The 20,568-nt window shown below is 50.8% G+C and carries 17 protein-coding genes; 4 read left to right on the forward strand and 13 right to left on the reverse strand.

What is annotated here, in order from left to right:
• Positions 1-36: 36 nt before the first annotated feature.
• The 4 genes from N909_RS0100110 to N909_RS0100125 are packed head-to-tail and all read left to right on the forward strand — an operon-like array spanning position 37 to position 1,986.
• Complete coding sequence (locus N909_RS0100110; protein ID WP_029909537.1) at positions 37-228, forward strand: ferredoxin; 192 nt, start codon at positions 37-39, stop codon at positions 226-228.
• Between the two features lie 7 nt (positions 229-235).
• A complete protein-coding gene (locus N909_RS0100115; protein WP_155005823.1) occupies positions 236-805 on the forward strand; it encodes a hypothetical protein in 570 nt (189 codons plus the stop codon).
• Between the two features lie 4 nt (positions 806-809).
• Complete coding sequence (locus tag N909_RS0100120; protein WP_029909541.1) at positions 810-1,391, forward strand: HD domain-containing protein; 582 nt, start codon at positions 810-812, stop codon at positions 1,389-1,391.
• A complete protein-coding gene (locus N909_RS0100125) occupies positions 1,384-1,986 on the forward strand; it encodes a DedA family protein (RefSeq protein ID WP_051689398.1) in 603 nt (200 codons plus the stop codon). Before N909_RS0100120 ends, N909_RS0100125 begins: the two co-directional genes overlap by 8 nt.
• Before the next feature lie 81 nt (positions 1,987-2,067).
• On the opposite strand, the gene N909_RS0100130 is transcribed toward N909_RS0100125, so the two are convergent.
• From N909_RS0100130 to N909_RS0100190, 13 genes are all read right to left on the reverse strand, one after another.
• Positions 2,068-4,602, reverse strand: coding sequence for a bifunctional aconitate hydratase 2/2-methylisocitrate dehydratase (locus N909_RS0100130; protein ID WP_029909548.1), 2,535 nt, complete (start codon positions 4,600-4,602; stop codon positions 2,068-2,070).
• A gap of 397 nt (positions 4,603-4,999) precedes the next feature.
• On the reverse strand, positions 5,000-5,809 hold the full coding sequence (gene bamJ / locus N909_RS26275; protein ID WP_281174796.1) for a BamJ family beta-barrel-assembly machinery protein: 810 nt from the start codon (positions 5,807-5,809) through the stop codon (positions 5,000-5,002).
• On the reverse strand, positions 5,772-6,323 hold the full coding sequence (locus N909_RS0100140; protein ID WP_029909551.1) for a 2-oxoacid:acceptor oxidoreductase family protein: 552 nt from the start codon (positions 6,321-6,323) through the stop codon (positions 5,772-5,774). The genes bamJ and N909_RS0100140 overlap by 38 nt, the downstream gene beginning before the upstream one ends.
• Before the next feature lie 24 nt (positions 6,324-6,347).
• Positions 6,348-7,163, reverse strand: a complete 816-nt coding sequence (locus N909_RS0100145; protein ID WP_029909553.1) for a 2-oxoacid:ferredoxin oxidoreductase subunit beta — start codon at positions 7,161-7,163, stop codon at positions 6,348-6,350.
• Positions 7,164-8,303 (reverse strand): 2-oxoacid:acceptor oxidoreductase subunit alpha, encoded by a 1,140-nt coding sequence (locus N909_RS0100150; RefSeq protein ID WP_029909554.1) that lies wholly within the window; start codon positions 8,301-8,303, stop codon positions 7,164-7,166.
• Positions 8,304-8,323: 20 nt separating this feature from the next.
• Positions 8,324-8,518, reverse strand: coding sequence for a 4Fe-4S binding protein (locus N909_RS0100155; RefSeq protein WP_029909556.1), 195 nt, complete (start codon positions 8,516-8,518; stop codon positions 8,324-8,326).
• 426 nt (positions 8,519-8,944) lie between these two features.
• Positions 8,945-9,901, reverse strand: coding sequence for a malate dehydrogenase (mdh, locus tag N909_RS0100160; RefSeq protein WP_029909558.1), 957 nt, complete (start codon positions 9,899-9,901; stop codon positions 8,945-8,947).
• Between the two features lie 78 nt (positions 9,902-9,979).
• The gene (locus N909_RS0100165; RefSeq protein WP_029909560.1) at positions 9,980-12,199 is read right to left on the reverse strand and encodes an NADP-dependent isocitrate dehydrogenase; all 2,220 of its coding nucleotides are present in this window, start codon (positions 12,197-12,199) and stop codon (positions 9,980-9,982) included.
• A gap of 369 nt (positions 12,200-12,568) precedes the next feature.
• A complete protein-coding gene (locus N909_RS24205) occupies positions 12,569-13,324 on the reverse strand; it encodes a DUF4398 domain-containing protein (RefSeq protein WP_051689399.1) in 756 nt (251 codons plus the stop codon).
• 33 nt (positions 13,325-13,357) lie between these two features.
• On the reverse strand, positions 13,358-15,148 hold the full coding sequence (gene aspS / locus N909_RS0100175; RefSeq protein WP_029909565.1) for an aspartate--tRNA ligase: 1,791 nt from the start codon (positions 15,146-15,148) through the stop codon (positions 13,358-13,360).
• Between the two features lie 95 nt (positions 15,149-15,243).
• Complete coding sequence (hisS, locus tag N909_RS0100180) at positions 15,244-16,473, reverse strand: histidine--tRNA ligase (RefSeq protein WP_036682577.1); 1,230 nt, start codon at positions 16,471-16,473, stop codon at positions 15,244-15,246.
• Between the two features lie 223 nt (positions 16,474-16,696).
• Entirely contained in the window at positions 16,697-18,076 is a 1,380-nt protein-coding gene (locus N909_RS0100185) for a GGDEF domain-containing response regulator (protein WP_029909570.1), read from the reverse strand.
• Between the two features lie 49 nt (positions 18,077-18,125).
• The gene (locus tag N909_RS0100190; protein ID WP_029909573.1) at positions 18,126-20,498 is read right to left on the reverse strand and encodes a DNA internalization-related competence protein ComEC/Rec2; all 2,373 of its coding nucleotides are present in this window, start codon (positions 20,496-20,498) and stop codon (positions 18,126-18,128) included.
• Positions 20,499-20,568 lie beyond the last annotated feature (70 nt).

Raw genomic sequence — 20,568 nt, forward strand, 5'->3', positions numbered from 1 at the left:
AAAGAAAAGATAACCAAACAATCAAAAGGAGAACACATGCCCCGAATCCCCTACCTGGATGCCGATGCCTGCATCGGTTGTGAAACCTGCACCCGTATTTGCCCAAAAGTCTTCCACATGGTCTCGGAACACAAAGCCGGCATTCATAATCCGTGCGGAGACAGCGAAGACAAAATCGAAGAAGCCATGGACAGCTGTCCGGTTGCCTGTATCACCTGGCAGGACTGAAAAGTTCTTGCAAATTTCCATGCAACGATTTTTTTTATTCGCTATCATTCTTTGCATGTGCATGCTCGGCTGTCAAAAACCTTTGCCTCAGCAGGAGCTCACAAGCAAAACCGATGAACAGCTTTATATTGATGCCAAGCATGAGTTTGCCATCAATCACCCGCAAAACTGGCAAATCCGTTATATCCCGGTATCATCCCCGAAATATCGGGAGAACAGGGTTGTGTGGAGCATCAGCTCGGAAGACAACTGCCCTGGAACGCTGTCAGTCGTCACTTTGCCCAAGCACAATAGCGAGGCAATAGCACAGTGGTTAAAAACAGAGAGCGGTGTATTGCGCACGACAAAAGAACCGCAGATCATGGATTACAATCATCCTTTGGGCCCCGCGAAAGCCGTGATCTGGCAACAAGGTTGTGAACAATATCAGGCAATTGCAATATCAGGGCAACATCATGATTTTGTAGTCACCCTGGAATATCCCACGGCGCAATGGCGCCTGATCGATGCCAGCTTTCAAGATGCTGTTGACAGTTTGCAGGAAATCCTCAGCCTCGACCACGGAAAAGCACAATAAACCTATGACAACCGCCATCAAGCCGCCACTGATTCTACAGAAATACTGCCAGGACAGTCCAAAAGCGTATCGTATTCTTCTCAGCCACAGCCGCCTGGTTTGTCGCAAAGCATTGCAAATTGCCCGTCGCTTGCAACGGCAAGGGCTTCAGATAGACCTTGGATTCATCGCTGAAGCCGCCATGTTGCACGATATCGGCATCGTCATGACCGATACACCGGAGCTCGGTTGTCACGGCAGCGGCCCTTATATTCAACACGGGGTCCGTGGCCGGGAAATCCTCGACAGCGAAGGCCTGCCCCGCCACGCCAGGGTCTGTGAACGCCACGTCGGCGTCGGCCTGAGTGTAGATGCGATTGTGAGTCAGAGCCTTCCGCTGCCGGCTCGGGACATGCGTCCCGAAACTCTTGAGGAAGAAATCATCTGCTACGCCGATCTGTTTTACAGCAAAGGTAAAAAAAACCGCGACCGCGAAAAATCGCCGGACGAAGTCCGCTGGAAGCTGTTAAAATACGGAAAAGACAACGCTCTTATTTTTGATCACTGGAGAAAGCGCTTCGAAACGGATCCAGGCGAACATGGATAACTGGCTAGAACAGGTAACTGCTTTTCTGCCGGATGGCAATGGATACTTCTGGGTGATCTTCCTGATCGCCTTCAGCGAATCATTGCCGCTGATCGGGCTGCTGGTTCCGGGCAGCACTCTCATCGTTCTCGCCGGCTTTCTGGTCGTGCATGGGAAAGCCAGCCTGCTCCCTCTTATTTCAGTTAGCGCGACCGGCGCATTACTGGGCGATATGCTCAGTTTTTGGTTGGGCCTCCGTTATGGTTCGATCTTCCTCCGCTTGCAGGTCTTTCAAAAACACCACAGGTTGGTCAGCCTGTCCGAATCATTTTTTGTTGACCATGGAGGCAAAAGTATCTTTTTCGCCCGTTTTCTCGGCCCGATCAGAGGAATCACTCCGTTTATCGCCGGGCTGTCAGGAATGACCCGTCGCCCATTCTTGATTTATGCGGTCATCAGCGCAATCTTGTGGGGTATCTGCTACCCGGGACTGGGTTTTTTCGGTGGCAGCAGCTGGCAAAATGCGCAAAGCCTGAGTGGTCGTTTCGGCCTGCTCATCCTGCTGCTTTTAGGTCTGACAGTTTTCCATTACTGGGTCAAAAAAAGAATAAAATAAAGCCCCCTTTCACTCTCCTCATAAAAAAAGAGCCATCCGGTCACCAGGATGGCTCTTTGACAAGCTATTCAATATGCTTGATCAGTGAGAGTATTCTTCCATCTGATCAAATTGCAGGTATTGGTAAATCCTTTCGACATTTGGAGCAACCCGCTCTTTGTATACGGCAAAATACTCCTGAGGTGTCGGCAACTTACCCAAATTGGCAGTAACTGCACCAAGTTCGGCAGAACCGAGAAACACCTGAGCACCGTTCCCCATCCGGTCGTCAAAATTCCGAGTACTTGTTGAATAAACATTGACTCCATCCGGAACCCGAGCCTGGTTCCCCATGCAGAGCGAGCAGCCAGCAATTTCAATCCGTGCCCCCTTGGCTCCGAAGAGAGCGAACACCGCCTCCTCCTTGAGCTTCGCCTGATCCATCCGCGTCGGCGGGCAAACCCAGGTTCTGACGACGGGATTATATTTTTCACCCCGCCAGATTTCCGCAGCGGCACGGAAATGACCGATATTGGTCATGCAGGACCCCAGGAACACATCCTGGATCTCGGTGCCGGCAACCTCGGACAACAGCTTGACATCATCCGGATCATTCGGACAGGCCAGGATCGGTTCGGTAATCTCAGCCAGATCGATTTCAATGACGGCAGCATATTCGGCATTTTTATCGGCTTCAAGCAGCTTGGGTTCTTTCAGCCAATCCTTGACCGCATCGATCCGTTTCCGCAGGGTTTCCGGATGCTGGTAGCCATCGGCAATCATTTTCTCCATCAAGGCGATATTGGAGCGCAGATACTGACAGACACTCTCTTCCGAGAGTTGGATACATCCAGCAGCGGCAGATCGCTCTGCAGCGGCATCCGTCAACTCAAAAGCCTGCTCAACCGACAGATCAGGTAACCCTTCCATTTCCAGAATGCGTCCGTTGAAAATATTTTTCTTGTTCTTCTTGGGCACGGTCAGCAAACCATCCTTAATAGCCTGATAAGGAATGGCATTGACAACATCGCGCAAGGTAATACCTTCGTTCAATTCACCTTTGAAGCGAACCAGGACCGATTCAGGCATATCCAGGGGCATAAAACCAAGCGCCCCGGCAAAAGCAACCAGACCGGAGCCGGCCGGGAAACTGATCCCAATCGGGAACCGGGTGTGGGAATCGCCGCCGGTGCCGACAGTATCAGGAACCAACAGACGATTCAGCCAGGAGTGAATAACGCCGTCCCCCGGTTTCAGCGCGACACCTTCGCGCTCGGAGATAAATTGCGGCAGAGTCTTGTGCATCTTGACATCGGCCGGCTTGGGATAAGCTGCGGTATGGCAAAACGACTGCATGAACATCGGTGACTGGAACTTAAGACAAGCCAGTTCCTTCAATTCATCCGCGGTCATCGGGCCGGTCGTATCCTGCGAACCAACCGTGGTCATCTTCGGTTCACAGGCAGTGCCCGGCAGAACGCCCTTGACACCACAGGCACGTCCCACCATTTTCTGGGCCAAAGAATAACCTTGCTCGGCTTTCGGAGTGGGGTTTTCAGGGACCGCAAACAGATCAATTTCTTTCAGTTCAAGAGCCACCCTGGCCTGGGTCGTTACCGAACGCCCAATAATCAGGGGAATCCGGCCACCGGCGCGGTATTCGTCAGGAACCGTATTCGGTTTGATTTCAAAAGTGGTCAGAACCTCGCCAGCCTGGTTGGTCACCTCTCCTTTAACCGTATTGATGGTGACGATATCGCCCATATTCAGCTGAGTCACATCCATACGCAGGGGCAACGCTCCGGAGTCCTGAGCGGTATTGAAGAAAATAGGCGCAATAACCCCGCCAATAATAACCCCACCGCGGCGTTTATTGGGGACACAGGGGATATCCTCCCCAATATGCCAAAGGACACTGTTACAGGCAGACTTACGCGAGGAGCCGGTACCGACAACATCGCCGACAAAAGCGACCTGATGGCCTTCCTGACGCCACTTGGCGATCTCGCTGATACCACCGGGGAACCGCGTTTTCCCCATGGCCAGAGCGTGAAGTGGGATATCCGGTCGACTCCAGGCATCTCCGGCCGGAGAGAAATCATCGGTATTAATTTCACCTTCAACCTTAAATACTTTGACAGTAATGGTCTCAGGGATTTGTGGTTTGTTGGTGAACCATTCTGCCGCAGCCCAAGACTCGACCACTTGTTTTGCCGCCGGATTAGCCTCTGCCATCTGAATGATTTGCTGAGCGGCGTCATAAACATAGGTCATGCCGGACAGGGCTTTGGCTGCGGCATCGGCCAAAGCGGGCATTGCCAACGCTTTTATGAGTGGCTGAACATTGTACCCGCCGATCATTGTGCCCAAAATCTCAACCGCTTTGACGGCATCAATAATGGGAGACTGTTTTTCGCCCTTGATGATTGCATCAAGAAACGCAGCCTTCACTTCAGCAGCAGGGTCGACCCCGGGGGAGATTCGCTGCGTTAAAAGCTCGAGCAGAAATTCTTCTTTTCCAGCCGGTGGTGACTCCAGCAAGGCGCACAGCTCTACAGTCTGTTCAGGACTCAAAGGCAACGCTGGGATGCCTTGTGCATTACGCTCTTCCTGCTGCTTCAAATATTGTTCAATCATTCACTCCTCCATTCATAAGGGCTTATTTTTCTTGTTTATTCAATGGACATTTCAAACGGGGAATCCCCCTGATCAGCAACAAAACATTGCATACTGTATACGATTTTCCGCATCTCTGTCAATCGACAGTCATACCACCGGTCGGATTTATAAGAGAACATGCAGGGATCAGGTCCGAAGTGGTTCTGGGGCGGCATTAAACAGCTGTGTCTTTTTCTGTCACAGCCGCGGGGATAATGAAAGAGTCCCCACAAAACTTAATAGGCAGGAGAAAAGAGATGTTTGAAATATTGTTCTTGATCAGCCTGGTTTTAATCTGCAGCAGTCAGTTCTTACCGCCAAAAAAAAATTCGGCACCTTCCCCCTTGCGAAACAGGAGAAGGTGCCGAAGCAATTATCAAAGAACCTTGAGCAATTCAACCTCAAAAATCAAAGCTGAATTTGGCGGAATAACCGGAGGCGCTCCGCGCTCGGCATAAGCCAACTCCGGAGGAATGACCAACTGCCATTTGTCACCTTCCTTCATCAGCTGAAGCGCTTCGGTCCAACCGGCAATAACACCCTTGACCGGGAAGCTGACCGGCTCACCGCGATCATAAGAGCTGTCAAACTGAGTACCGTCAATCAAAGTGCCGCGATAATGGACCTTGACGGTTGAGTCAGCCGTCGGAGTTGCTCCCTTGCCGGCTTCAATCACTTTGTACTGCAAACCACTATCCAGGGTAACAACACCTTTTTTCTTGGCATTTTCAGCAAGAAAGGTTTTTGCCGCGGCAAGATTTTCACTGGCTTGACGGGTCTGCTCAGCAACCTGCTTCTGCTGCATTTCCTGCTGGAATGCGGTTAGAACCTGAGACATCTCCTCCTGGCTCAGAGCTGTTTCTGCGCCGCTGAAAGCAGCTTTCAAGCCAGCCGCGACCTGGTCAGGATCAACATCAAGTTTTTGCTGCTTCATATTCAGACCGATATTCATCCCGATCGCATAGCCGATTTTTTCCTTGGGTGTCGGAAATTTGTCTTCAGCATAGGCGCCACCGGCAACAAGTACCAATACCAGCCCAAAGCCAATAATTTTTTTCATCAGATTCTCCGTGACAATAGTTATCGTTAAAAAAAATGAGGCTCGGCAGTACAACCGAGCCTCATTTAAGATAACACATGATGTTAAGCTAGTCAGCCAACAATTCTTTGACTTTTTCAAACCCAAGGTTGTAGGCCTTCCGGTTCAGGTCTTTGAACGCTTCAGGAACACGCCGCAAAACCGCTTCTTCACCGGATTCACGATTCACGACATCAGTCAGCGCAATCATTGCGCCTAAAGCAATGACGTTCGCGACAATTGCTCTGCCGACATCTTCTTTGGCAGTACGCATAATCGGCATGTCATAGACCTTGAAATCGCCATGCGGAGGATTTTTGACAAAGTCGGTGTCTACCAGCAGCAACCCACCGGGTTTGATGCCAACCGCATATTTGTCAGCAGCTTCCTGGGTCATGGCCAGACAGGCGTCAACGACAGTCGCTTTCGGATAGTCGATGGGCGAGTTGCCGATGATAACTTCCGATTTGGAAGCTCCTCCACGCGCCTCAGGGCCATAGCTCTGAGACTGGACTGCGTGTTTGCCTTCAATGATTGATGCAGCTTCCGCCAAAATAATCCCGGCGGTAATCAGTCCCTGACCACCCGCTCCGGAAAACCGAATTTCATATCTTTCTGCCATGATTCTCGTCTCCTTTTGATGGGATCAGGCGCCCTGTGCGCGGGCAATGACTTTTGCATATTGTTCACAGTATTCCGGCTTATCTTCTTTATAGAGAACCCCGGTCAACACCTTACCTTCCAATTGCTCAGCCGTCATTTTTGCAGCAGCAGCAACCGGAACAGCCATTTCCTTGAGACGTTTCATCATATCAACAACGCTACGGAATTTATTGCGCCGGCCATAGGTGGTCGGGCAGTCATCAAGAACCTCAATGACCGCCATACCTTTATGCTTGATCCCTTCGGCGATCAGTTTATCGATCTGGGTCGCATGAAACGCTGTCGTCCGGGCAACAAAAGTTGCTCCGGCGCCGATGGCCAGTTTACTGAGGTCAAACACCGGATCAGGGTTGCCGTAGGGAGTGGTGGACGCCTTGTCACCGGTCGGGGTACATGGAGAAAACTGACCGCCCGTCATTCCATAGATATAGTTATTCATCAGGACGTAGGTCATATCGATATTCCGCCGGCAAGCGTGGATAAAATGGTTTCCGCCGATAGCGGTCCCATCGCCATCCCCACCGCAACAAATAACGGTCATTTCAGGTTTGGCCATTTTAACGCCAGTTGCGAACGCTGCAGCACGCCCGTGAGCAGTGTGCAGAGTACAAAAATCCATGTAACCGGGAAGACGGCTGGCACAACCGATACCGGAAACAATAGCGGTATTGTTTTTCTCCAGGCCGCAAGCATCCATAGCCCGGATCAGCCCTTTCATAACGATGCCATGGCCACACCCCGGGCACCAGATATGGGGCAATTTGCCGGGACGGATTGATTTTTCATAATCGTAAGCCATTTAAAGCACCTCCTTAACCTGAGCAATGATTTGTGCCGGGGTGAGGGGATCACCGTCAACACGATTGACACCTGCAAGCTTGCAATCATTCTTGACAATCCGCTCAACCTCCAAAATCATCTGCCCCAGATTCATTTCGGGAACGACTATTGCCTTGACTTGTTTGCCGAGTTCAGCAACCCGCTTCTCCGGGAAAGGCCACAGGGTAATCGGCCGGAACAAACCGGCTTTAATTCCTGCGGCGCGCATTTCGTTGACAGCGTAACGGGCTGACCGGGCAGTTGAGCCGTAGGCCAGAATCAGGACCTCGGCATCGGCACAGAGATATTCTTCATTGGATTCGATATCGGCCCGGGCTTCCGGTTTCTCAACCTTGGAGAGCTGACGCCGCTCTTCAGCATCAACCAAATCCGCCTTGGTGGTCGGAAAACCATCTGCAGCCTTGTTCAGGCCAGTCACATGAAAGCGATATTCGGAGCCGAATGCAGCCAGCGGCGGAACATCGGTTTCAGAAGCATCGAAAGGTTTGTAATCCTCTGGCGCACAAGTCGGTTTGGCCCGATCAATGACCTCCAGTTCGCCCGGCTCCGGGAACTCGATCCGTTCCCGCATATGCCCGACAATTTCATCATACAGGACCTGAACCGGCATCCGATATTTTTCGGCAAGATTAAACGCACGTACTGTTTCGGTGAAAATCTCCTGGCAGGACGCAGGCGCCAGCGCAATAGCCGCATGATCACCGTGCGTTCCCCAGCGGGCCTGCATGACATCCGATTGGCCCGGACCGGTCGGCATACCGGTAGAAGGACCACCGCGCATGACGTTGACGATAACGCAGGGAACCTCGGCGATACAGGCATAGCCGATAAGCTCCTGCTTTAAAGAGACACCGGGTCCTGAGGTTGCGGTCAGGGCTTTCGCACCGGTCAAAGATGCACCGATGACCGACGCTATAGCTCCGATCTCGTCTTCCATCTGAATAAAATGCCCACCGACTTTCGGCAGCTCAGTAGACAAAACTTCTGCGACTTCCGTTGAAGGTGTAATGGGGTAGCCACCGAAAAACTTACAGCCCGCATAGACTGCGCCTTGGGCACAGGCCTCATTACCCTGTAATAAAGCTATTTTTTTAGCCACGAACTGACCTCCTCTAGCAATTACAGCTTATGAACTTTAATGGCAAAATCAGGGCAACGCAGCTCACACTGATTACAAGCGATACATGCATCAGCATTAGCAACCTTGACAACAAATGCGTCCATCTCAAGCACTTTGGTGGGGCAGAATTCAACACAAATGCTGCACCCCTTACAGTACCTTTCGATGATTTCAATTTCCGCTTTCGCGCTCATCAGAATCTTTCTCCTTTTAAACATGCAATGACTAAAAAATTAAAAATCTGCCCGTCCAAAACGGCGGAATGCTATCATATACAGCTATTTTAAGCCAATTTATTTTCGCATCCAGCCGGCAAAATCAACCTGGGAATAACAGTGTTTCCACAGAGCGGCAAATCATCCAGACATTCAAATTATTAAATTTCCTCACCTAATAAGAAGGGCAGTTAAGAGACTGCCCTTCAAGTCACAATACAAATAACCTTGCCCTAGCAAGACCATCCCAAATTAAAAAGACGGAGCAACTCGGTCCGCCGATGCCCAGAGATAGAGATCCAAGCAGCGGCGGACAAAGCCCAACTGTCCCGTAAGTCATAGCAACTGATTACCGGGTACCGCAAGATCATTCATCTAACCGGTACCCCCAACATTATCCATTTTTCAAAGATTCAAACTGTCGACAAGACCTTTAACAGCAGCAACCGAATTATCCATCAATGCCTGCTCGGTCTCATCAAGTTTCAGTTCCAAAATTCTTTCCACGCCACCGGCGCCAAGAACGCAATGGACACCGACATAATAGCCGTCAACCCCGTATTCACCATTCAACTTGGCACAGGTCGGCAGAACTCGTTTTTGATCTTTAAGAACGGCCTCTGCCATAGCAATGGCAGAAGATGCCGGGCTGTAAAAAGCACTTCCGTTACCCAACAGCTTGACAACTTCACCACCGGCGCCCTTGGTTCTTTCAACCATGGCAGTCATAACCTCTTCAGCTTTCGCCTTACTGCCATATTTCTGTTCTAGCAATTCCATCACCGGAATCCCGGCGACACTGGCATAACGGACCAGTGGCACCATGGTATCACCGTGTCCGCCGAGAGTCACGGCAGAAACATCCTTCACGGAAACACCCAACTCCCAGGCGATAAAGGAGGCAAAACGAGCAGAATCGAGCACCCCAGCCTGACCGCAAACACGTTCGGGCGGGAAACCGGTCACTTTCTGACACAGGGTGACCATAGCATCCAGAGGATTGGAAATTACGATGACAAAAGCATTCGGAGCATTATCGCGAATCCCCTCAGCGACAGAGGTCATGATTTTGGAGTTGACGCCGATCAGATCATCACGACTCATTCCCGGTTTACGTGGCAATCCGGCAGTCACGATAACAACCGCGGCATCTGCGATATCTTTATAGTCATTGGTCCCGCTCAGGTTAACATCAAAACCGTCAACCGGTGAAGCCTCTGCAATATCCAGGGTTTTTCCTTGGGGCATATTTTCAACGATGTCAAATAAAACGACATCGCCAAGTTCGCGCAATGCGCAGAGTTGAGCAAGAACGCCACCGATTTGTCCACCACCGATAAGAGCAATTTTTGGTCTCGCCATTTTTTTCTCCTTCTCTTGGGAAAATAAATTTTAGGCCCGGAGCAACCTGCTCCGAGCCGACAAATTTATACCTGGTTGTTACATGCTATCTATGATTGCGTTAAATGTTGCACTCGGCCGCATAGCCTGGCTGGCTTTAACCGGATCCGGGCGGAAATACCCACCCACATCGACCGGTGACCCTTGAGCGGAGAGCAACTCCTGGTCAATTTTTGCAGAATTTTTGGTCAGTGCTTTTGCCACCGACTCAAAACGGGACTTAAGCGCGACATCGTCATTCTGTTCAGCCAGAGCCTGAGCCCAGTACAAAGCAAGATAAAAACTGCTCCCACGGTTATCGATTTCGTTAACCTTACGGGAAGGCAGTTTCTGGTTCTCCAGATATTTACCGATCCCCTGATCAAGCGTCTTGGCCAAAACAGCAGCTTTGGAATTACCGGTGTTCGTGGCAATCATCTCAAAGGAAGGAACCAGAGCGCAATATTCGCCCAGCGAATCCCAGCGCAGGTGGCCCTCTTTAAGAAACTGCTGAACATGCTTGGGAGCAGATCCACCGGCGCCGGTTTCAAACAATCCACCACCCGCCAACAATGGTACGATTGAGAGCATCCGGGCACTTGTCCCTAACTCTAGAATCGGGAACAGGTCGGTAAGATAGTCCCGCAATACGTTACCGGTCGCGGCAATGGTGTTCTCCCCTTTACGAACTCTTTGTAAAGAGAACTTCATGGCCTCAACCGGCGGCAGGATCTGGATATCCAGGCCTTCAGGAGAAAACTCGGGCAGGTATTTATTGACTTTTTTAATAATTTCAGCATCGTGGCCGCGATTTTCATCAAGCCAGAAAACCACGGGCTCACCGGAAGCCTTGGCCCGGTTGACAGCCAGCTTGACCCAATCCTTGATCGGAATATCTTTGGCTTGGCAAGCACGATAGATATCCCCTTTTTCGACCTTTTGTTCAAGCAAGGTCACACCTGCGGAATTGACAATCCGGATAACCCCATCGGCCTTGGCTTCAAAAGTCTTGTCATGAGAGCCGTATTCCTCGGCCTTTTGTGCCATCAAGCCGACATTGGCAACACTACCCATGGTCGAGGGATCAAACTGCCCGTTGCGTTTGGCATCCTCGATGATTTCCCGATACATGGTTGCATAGCAACGATCCGGAACCATGGCAATGGTATCCTGAAGCTCATCCTGAAGATTCCACATTTTACCACCGTCGCGCACCACATTCGGCATGGAGGCATCAACGATGACATCATTAGGAACATGTAGATTGGTAATATTATTACGTGAATCGACCATGGCAAGAGCAGCCTGCTCAGCATAACAGGCATTGATATCGGCTTCGATTTCGGCTTTTTTTGCGGCAGGAAGTTTGTCCAGTTTGGCAAGGATGTCGCCAAGTCCATAATTAGGATTAGCGCCTATTTCCTTGAGTGTTGAGGCGTGTTTTTCAAGGGCATCCTTGAAATAAACCGACACACAATGCCCGAACATGATCGGATCGGAAACCTTCATCATAGTCGCTTTGAGGTGCAACGACAGCAAGACTCCCTTTTCTTTTGCCTCAGCGGCCGTCTCAGCGTAAAATTTTCGCAATGCGGCTACATTCATGACCGAACAGTCAAGGACCTCCCCTGCCAGCAGGTCGAGTTTATCTTTAAGAACCTCTACCCCTTCAGACCCGACGAATTCAATTCTGACAGTATCGGCCTTATCCATGGTGACGGATTTTTCTGAAGCATAGAAATCACCCTCCTCCATGTGCGCGACGCGGCACTGAGAAACCTCGGGCCAAGCCTTCATCATTTTGTGTGGGTTTTTCTGTGCGAACGCCTTAACGGAAGCAGCAGCCCGGCGATCGGAGTTCCCCTCCCGCAGCACCGGATTGACAGCGGAACCGAGAACCTTCGCAAAACGGGTCTGCAAAGCTTTCTCTTCAGCGGTTGTGGCCTCTTCGGGATAATTGGGGATGTCGTAACCTTTGCTTTGCAATTCCTTGATAGCAGCTTGCAACTGGGGAATGGAGGCACTGATATTCGGCAGCTTAATGACATTCGCCTCCGGCTTCTTCACCAACTCACCAAGTTCAGCAAGGTTATCCGCGATTTTTTGTTCAGGGGTCAGTTTGTCGGGGAAATTGGCAATGATTCTGCCAGCGAGAGAGATATCTTTGGTTTCAACTTCAATATCAGCGTCTTTGGTAAAAGCTTTAACAACGGGAAGAAACGCATAGGTAGCTAACGCAGGAGCTTCATCAATTTCTGACCAAATAATCTTAGATGCCATCTTCTTTTCTTCTCCTTAAGGGATAAACTTTCTCCATGAAATTTAAATCAAGCCGTTTTCTCTTCGGTTATGAAAACAAAAGGCAGCGGAAAGAACCACCCTTTCCGCAAAACAAAAACCATGTTCTACAAAAAATCGCAGGTCTACATTTCCTGTATACAGTATACAAACCCCCAGGGACTGTCAAGAATCTTTGCATCCTGAGATAAAAAATCCCAGAAAGGGGGGCCAAACCTTAAGTATTTATTTTAGTGATATTTTTTTTGAAAATAACCAAAGAAATATCTACCCGGAAAAGCCTTTAATTTGAAAAAACTTTTATTTCAAAAATGAAGCATACTTTCAAAAAGGGGCAGAAATCCGGCTAGATCAGAATAAATTTAGAGCCCGTGCCTCCTGTCGAGCAGCGTCGATTTCTTCTTTTGTTTTATCCCGTGGAATCGTTAGGTCCTGGCCAACAAAAATTTCCTTGGGATCTTTAATTTGGTCACGATTTGCTTTGTAAATCAATGGCCAGAGCAATGGGTCATCATAAACCTCGGGTTTGGCAGCAATCGTTGCCAAGGTCTCACCAACTTGCACTTCCACTTCATCCAACAGCTCAGGCTTTTCCGGAACTGGTTCAGGCTCTTTTTTCTTCTCAACGATCGCGGTCTTGAGCTTTTCTTTACGTGCTTCGGCCTCTTTGCGTTTGCGCTCTTCAATTTCCTGCTGTTTTTTAAGAGCTAGTTCCTGCGCTATGCGCCGTTGCCGCTCTTCTTCAAGCTGCCGTTCACGCTCAATCTGTTCAAGACGTTTCTGTTCGGCAATCCGCGTCTGTTCTTGGGTTAATTTTTTTTTGATGTCAATAGTCAAGCTCAACGCTTCTGCAGAATAGCGCTGAGCCAAATCCAGCGTTCTTTGCGCTCGTCGATAATCCTTGTCTTTCAGTTGCTGTTCAGCCGCCTGCAGAGCACTGCTGGCCAGTTGATACTCTCCAGGCGCATACTCAGCTGCACCTGAAGCATAGGCATGGGCAACAATGCTCCTGACATCTTCAAGCCTGTCAAGCGGAGGTCTTGCACAACCTCCGATGACAAGCATGATCAACATAAATATCGGCAACAGAGGTTTTAACATCTGCATGTCATCTCTGTCCTGGCATCCGAGCTTTAGGATTCATCCGTTCTGCTTGGTACGCAGGCGAATCCCCAATTCGCGAAGCTGTTTCTCCGCAACCTCATTGGGCGCATCTGATAACAGACAGGTTGCCTTCTGGGTTTTGGGAAACGCGATAACATCGCGAATAGAATCGGCGCCGGTCAGGATCATCATCAGCCGATCCAGACCAAAGGCGATCCCGCCATGCGGTGGAGCTCCAAAGCTCAAGGCATCCAGCAGGAACCCGAATTTTTCCCGGGCCTCTTCTTCACCGATCCCCAGCAGGTCAAACATTCTCGACTGCACTGCCTGATCATGGATCCTGACACTCCCCCCGCCAACTTCCGACCCGTTAAGGACCAGATCATAAGCTTGCGCACGGGCTTTGCCCGGATCGCTGTCAAGCAGCGGGATATCCTCTTCAAGCGGCGCAGTAAAAGGATGGTGAACGGCAACATGACGTTGCTCTTCAGCATCCCATTCAAGAAGCGGAAAATCGGTTATCCAGACAAATTTATAATCTTCCTTGCTGGCCAGGCCGAGTTTCTGCCCCAGATGTCCACGCAACCGGCCAAGGGCCTCGTTGGCAATTGCTGGAGTATCGGCCATGAACAACAACAGGTCACCGACTTCGGCTTCCAGCGCAGCGTTCAAAGAGGCAAGCTCTTCGACGGTAAAAAATTTAGCAATCGGTGACTGCCAGCCATCCTCGGTCACTTTGACCCAGGCCAAGCCTTTAGCGCCATAGATCTTAGCGAAATCGGTCAGGTCATCGAGTTCTTTCCGGGAGAATCGTGCACACCCTTTGGCATTAAGCGCTTTAACCAGCCCCTGGTTGGCGGCGACATCGGCAAAAACCTTAAACTGTGAACCGGCAACCTGTGCCGTGATATCCACCAATTCGAGCCCGAAGCGCAAATCCGGGTTATCGACTCCGAAACGGTGCAGTGCTTCAGCATAAGACAACCGTGCGATCGGCAGGCTGACCTTGACGCCAATAGCGGCTTGGAAAATTTCAGACACCATGCCTTCCATGACAGTCATCACATCGTCGCGCTTGACAAAGCTCATCTCGCAATCAATCTGAGTAAATTCAGGCTGGCGGTCCGCCCGAAGATCTTCGTCGCGAAAACATTTGACGATCTGAAAATAACGGTCAAAACCCGCCACCATCAACAGCTGCTTAAACAGCTGAGGAGACTGGGGCAGAGCGTAAAATTTTCCAAGATTGACTCGACTCGGCACCAGATAATCACGAGCTCCTTCAGGAGTACTCTTGGTCAGAACCGGCGTTTCAATTTCGAGGAAACCTTGACCGTCAAGATAATTGCGAACGGTTTTGGCAACCAGGTGGCGCATCATCAGGTTGTTCTGCAACGCTGGTCGGCGCAAATCCAAAAAGCGATATTTCAAACGAATAATCTCTGCAACATCAGTATATTCGTCGAGCATAAAAGGCGGGGTCTCAGAACGATTGAGAATTAACAGTTCGGTAATCTCAATTTCGACCTCTCCAGTTTTCATCTTGGGGTTGACCGTGCCTTCCGGCCGCGGTGAAACTTTCCCACGAGCGGCAATGACAAACTCGTTACGAACCTGCTCGGCTTTTTCATGGGAAGCGGAGTCCCGATCAGGGTCGAGGGCAAGCTGAACTATGCCCGTCCGATCACGCAGATCAATGAAGATCAAACCGCCATGATCGCGACGCCGTTGCACCCATCCCATGACACAAACATCCTGGCCGACATGTTCAGCCGTCAGTTCACCACAACGATGAGATCTTTTCCAGTCACCAAGTTTATCGTTCAAAATGTTCCTCCGAACCTAAGTATATGTGCTTTTTTAAAGCACGCTAAAAAATTATATGAACCGCTATCGACAGTGGTCAAGAATGAAGTCTGTAACTAGCTGTTTTTTTCCACCAACAGGTCGACCAGCCCGGCTAAGGAGACCGGAGTCTGTGTCCCATCCGCCATATTTTTAAGTTGAGCCTGCCCGGAGGCAATTTCTTCATCTCCGAGTACCAGGGAATACCTGGCATTCAACTTATTCGCTCTGCGCAACTGTGCTTTAAGGCTCTTGCTCTGATAATCCATCTCGGCGCGCACCCCGGCTGCCTGCAATTGCGACATCAACACAAAAGCCGGATCGACCGCGGCATCGCCAAGGGCGGCAATAAAAACAACCGGAACTCGTGGTGCAATTTTCTCGCTCCCCTTAAGCAGGACCAGGCGCTCAAGACCAATGGCAAAACCGATCCCCGGCAAAGCCGGGCCGCCAAGCCCTTCGACCAGGCCGTCATAACGTCCCCCTGCAGCAACGGCATTCTGGGAGCCCAACTGGTCGGTCACCAGTTCAAAGGTCGTACGGACATAATAGTCAAGCCCACGCACCATCCGGGAATTGACTTCAAAAGGAATCTCCAGAGCAACAAGATGTTTTTGCACCTGCGAAAAATGTGTTTCACAATCCGCACAGAGATGTTCGATCATTGCTGGCGCATCCGTAGTCGCTTCCCGACAACCGGGAACTTTACAATCCAGCACCCGCAGAGGATTAACCAGGTAACGCCTTTGACATTCCGGACACAGCGCGGCCAGTCGCGACTCCAGGTAAGCCACCAGTATCTCCCGGTAAGCGGGCCTGCACTGCGGGCAACCCAGGGAATTGATCTGCAGAGAAACACTGTCAATTCCGATAGACCTGAAATAGTGATGCAGCATTGCCAGAACCTGAGTGTCTATTTTGGGGTCTTCAACACCCAAAACCTCGGCGCCCAGTTGATGGAACTGGCGATAGCGCCCCTTTTGCGGACGCTCATAACGGAACATCGGCCCCAGATAATAAAGCTTGGTGACCGAATCCTGATTATAAAGCCGATTCTGAATCAGAGCACGCATCACCGGCGCCGTGCCCTCGGGGCGTAGGGTCATGGAGTTCTGGCTTTTGTCGGCAAAGGTGTACATTTCCTTTTCAACAATATCCGTTGTCTCCCCGATTGAACGGCAAAACAGTTCGGTTTTTTCGGGAACCGGAGTCCGAATCTCCGAAAATCCGTAAATTTCAAATATTTCACGGGCACTCTGCTCAAGAAATTGCCATGTTTCAACCTCTCCCGGCAGAATGTCATTCATTCCTTTGATAGCAGAAATAGTCAAAATAATATCCTTGTGTTGTTCTTAAAGAAAAATGTCTGTCAAATGCAAAATGCCAAGCGGACTACACAAGCTTGGAAAGATACCTTATTTTAAGGCGTGCGGAAAGAGGTCTTGCAGAAATTTGTGCTTTTTTCTTCAGCGATGAGGGCCCAAATCCCCCCGAGATTGGTGGGGTGAAACCAGTGGCAAAGCAACAAGGTCAATTTCTATCCGGGATATCGGCAACACTGCAGATTATGTTGCGCATACTCTTACCGGCGTACATAGCCCGGTCAGCCAGATTCAGCAATAACTCGTGGTCCGTCGCGTCAGAAGGGAATGTCGCAAACCCTGCTGTCACCGTGACGAAACTGCGCAGGCCACGATCTTCAAGAAAGGCATGGTTTTCGATCGCTTTACGCACACGCTCAGCGACAATCCGTGCGGTTCCCGCATCAGCTTCGACCAGAATGGCGGCGAACTCATCTCCGCCAAAGCGAAAAAGCGTATCTGCTTCCCTGACACAGTCGTGCAACAATGTTCCGACTTCTTTCAAGGCGGCACTGCCGGCAAGATGACCATGCTGATCATTGATCTCTTTAAAACGATCCAGGTCGAGAAACAAGAGGGAGAACTCCAGCCCATAGCGCTGGGACCTCCTGATTTCCTGATTCAAAGCAACCTGCAAATAGCGATGATTATAGAGCCCGGTCAAATCGTCGGTATACATTAACTGTTGTGCACTTTGGTAGCGACAGGAGTTGGCAAAACCGAGGACGATCTGGTCGCACAAATAACGCAGATCTGCTTCGGTGAGGCTTTTATCAAAAGCGGCAGGTTGACCGCACAAAGCAATGACCGCCTTCAGCTGCCCATCATCCCGCAACGGCAGAAGCCATAACTCTTCCAAGCTCCAGTTTCCCATGGGGGCATGTTGCGTGAACTCCCTGGAAGGTTGAAAAAAGGAACGCTGTTCAGTAATTTCAGGTAGCAATGCCTCTATGGCGCGCAGTGTTTCCAGCTCAGCGGTATTTCGCAAATCAATCACCGCAGGAATATTACCTGGATTGATCCTGACTGCACAGCCAACAGTCGCTCCGGTTTCACGCATCAGAATATCCAGGGATTGCGACAACAAATCTTCCAGAGCGATCAAAGATGAAAGGGTCTGCGCATTCTGAAATAATTGCACCTGCCGACGCAATTGATCATTTTCCGTTAGCAGCCGGCGCTGCTCAAGACAGGTTTCGACCAGATGCCGCAGCTCTTCCGGATTAAACGGTTTAACCAGATAGTCGCGCGCTCCGTTTTTCAGCGCATCAATCGCCGATTCAAGGCTGGCATGACCGGTCACCAGAATGACATCCGGAGGATTAGGCAGGGTTCGTGCGTAGCGCAGGATATCCAAGCCGTCCTTTCCCGGCATGACCATATCGGTCAGAATCAGGTCGAACTGTTCCTGGCGGATTTTCCTGATTGCTTCATCGCCGCCGGAGCAAACAGTAACGCGGTAATCTCCATCCAGCAGGATATCGCGATACAATTTTCTAAAAAAAAGCTCGTCGTCGACAATCAGAATATTCGATTGGACCGAAATCATAAGTCTCCTATAATAATAAGAGTTTTTTATCAGCAATTCATTCCGATTGTCAACGGAAAAGCCCATTCTCCCAGAGGCTGAAATGCCACCCATCAGAGGCAAAAGAAGCCCGAACCGTCCCCTGTAAATCAGTTCTGAACAGAGGAATCCCCTCCTCTTCCAAATAGTTCACCAAAGACTGTGCGGGAAGATGATAGCTATTTCGAAACCCCGCCGAAACGAAGCAAGCGGCTGGCCGAAAGCGGGCAATCAATTGCCGGGTCGCGGAGTGCCTGCTGCCATGGTGAGGAAGCTTCAACAGCGATACCGGCCCGAATTCTTCCTGCAAGAGAATCCCAACCCCTTTTGCTTCCAGATCGCCGGTCAATAAAAGTCCATTATCGGGATTCAACCCGCAGAAAACAACCAGTGACGAATCATTTTCCGAGAGCCGACCGATCGCCGGCGAAAAAACTCGCAAGGGCGTCCCCAGCCCAAAAGGCAACTCTGACCAACCCGACTCAGCAACACGGAACACCCCACCGTTGCGCTGCACCGCAGCAGCAAAAGCTGCATTCAGGTTTGCCAAGGGCTTGGCGGCCCACACTTCACCGACCTTGAAATGGTCAAGAACAAACTCCAGTCCTTTGCGATGATCAGGATGATCATGGGTTAAGACAATCGCATCCAGCCGATTAACACCAAGTTCTGCCAAAGCCGGCGCCACCAGCCGTTCGCCAACATCAAACCGCTCACTGTACAACCCGCCGCCATCAATCAGCACGGTCTGACCATGATCGTTCTGAAGCAGCAGAGATTCACCTTGCCCGACACTGAACATAGTGATGGTTAATGGAGCCGCACTGCCGCCCCTTTGAACCAGCCAAAGCCCCATTGCAAAAGAGAGCAGAGCGACCGATAGCAGCAGTGTTTTTCGGGCAGGCTGTGTAGCCACGCTACAGAGCGCAGCCACCAGCAGGCCAATACTCAAATACTGCAAACGAGAAAGGAAAACCATATGGCTGCCCAATCCCGGCAGAGCGATCAACCACTCTGAAAAACGGACCAGCACATTAAGAATAAAACCGTCAAAAATAAATAACTGCTCGGCAACGGGTTGGCAAAAGGGCAGCACCGCCATCCCCAGCAATCCGATGGGAAGAGCGAGCAATGCAACCATGGGAACGGCAACCAGATTGGCCGGGAGGCCTGCCGGAGCCAAAAGGTGAAAATTGAGCAAAACCAGGGGCAAGGTTGCAAGGGTCGCAGCACCCGTCACCATAAGCAGTTGCACAGGATAGCGCAGAAGGACAGACCGTCCTTTGCAGAGCTTAGAAAACCGAGGATGCCAGAAGACAATTCCGGCGGCGCCGGCAAAAGACAATTGCCAACCGGCTTGCCACAGCAGTAGCGGGTTCAACAACAATGACAAAAATGCCAACGAAACCAGCAACTGCAATGCGTTGATATGATAGCGCATGGACAAAAACGTTGCGCCCAGCACGACCAGAGCGAAAGCCCGGCGAGTTGCCACCGCATCCCCGGTCAACATAAGATAGCCAAACAAAATCGGTACCAGAAAATAAGGCAGAACCCGCTGTGGAGGACGCCAGGAAAGAAGTCGGGGGGACGAGTGGTAAAGGCGCGAGAAAAGGGAAAACAAGCCCCAGCCGATCAATCCCAGGTGCAACCCCGAAATGGCGAAGAGATGACTGATCCCGGCGCTGGCCAGGACATCACGCTCCTGGTCGGGCATCACCCGCCCTTCCCCAAGGACAAGAGAGCGCACCAGAGCGGCATCAGCGGTCGGCATGATTGAGGTGATGAGCGTAGCCACCCTGCCCTTCCAAGCGTAGAGACACCGTAGCAATGAGTTTGTTTTGTTCCCAAGGACTTCGATTTCATCGGTATGTTTTATCCAGGCAGTCATGGCAATCCCCTGCCCAGCCAATTGTCGTGGCCAGTTGAATTCTCCGGGAGTACCAAATAGACGCGGCTTCCGCAGCCGACTGCGTAGTCGGATCTCATCGCCGGGCAGCAGGAAAATGTTTCCCGCACCTATATACAGGCGGATCTGAAAGGGTGCTGACAACGGAAGGGCTTCGTCTCGCAGCGACACCCCGGTCACCCTCAAATCCGCCCGGGTTCGGCCGTCAGCAAGAGATTCGACCTGAGTCACAGTCGCGGTCACCACGACCCGTTTATTCAGAGCCTCAATCTCATCGACATCCTGCCGGTCTGGAAAGGCAAGTGGATAACGTAAATTGGCAAGTAGGAAGAATAGAAAAAACAGAACAAGCGGATGAGAATTCCCGCGTTTCCAGGTCAGATAGGGGACCGCCACCAGCAGCACCAGCCCGCCAAACGGTAGGCCGAATGTCCCCAACGGAGCTAGGGCAAGCCCGAAAACAGTCGCGACAAAGGCAATATTCAACAGCTGCATCCCCCCTTTTCATGCAGCTTCAACCGTCTGTTGACCCGGCGTAGTTAGCTCAGCAGGCTACGATTCATCA

This window comes from Pelobacter seleniigenes DSM 18267 (genome assembly GCF_000711225.1).
Taxonomy (GTDB): Bacteria; Desulfobacterota; Desulfuromonadia; order Desulfuromonadales; family Geopsychrobacteraceae; genus Seleniibacterium; species Seleniibacterium seleniigenes.